1 pseudogene is annotated in these 419 nt (G+C 56.8%); it reads right to left on the reverse strand.

Annotation, left to right across the window (positions count from 1 at the left end):
- A pseudogene (locus HMPREF2952_RS06605) lies at positions 1-419 on the reverse strand (RHS repeat family protein); the annotation flags it as partial.

The following is a 419-nucleotide window of genomic DNA, read 5'->3' on the forward strand; positions in this document are numbered from 1 at the left end:
GGTTTCGTAACCCGAGCAGTCGGTAATCCGGTCGGGCTGATGGTTTTCGTTATAGTGATAGGCGGTGGAGCTGCCGTTCGGGTCGGTTACCGACAGCAGCAGGCCGTTGCCGGCGTATTCGAAACGGGTGATGTGTTTCAGCGGGTCGGTATGGGTCAGCAGGTTGCCCGCTTCGTCGTAGGTATAGCCGTGATAACGGCTTTCGGCATCGCTTTTGCGGATCAGACGGTAGTTGTCGTCATAGTCGAAATGCAGGATGACGCCGTCCGGACGGATAATGCTTTCTACCTGGCCTTCGTTGCTGTACTGATAACGGGTAACGCGTCCCATTGCATCGGTGTGGCTGAGCAGTCGGCCCAAGTCGTCGCGTTCCATCAGGTTGGTGCTGCCGTCGGCAAACACCCGTTTGGTCAACTCAT

The organism is Neisseria sp. HMSC068C12, assembly GCF_001814095.1.
Classification (GTDB): Bacteria; Pseudomonadota; Gammaproteobacteria; order Burkholderiales; family Neisseriaceae; genus Neisseria; species Neisseria perflava.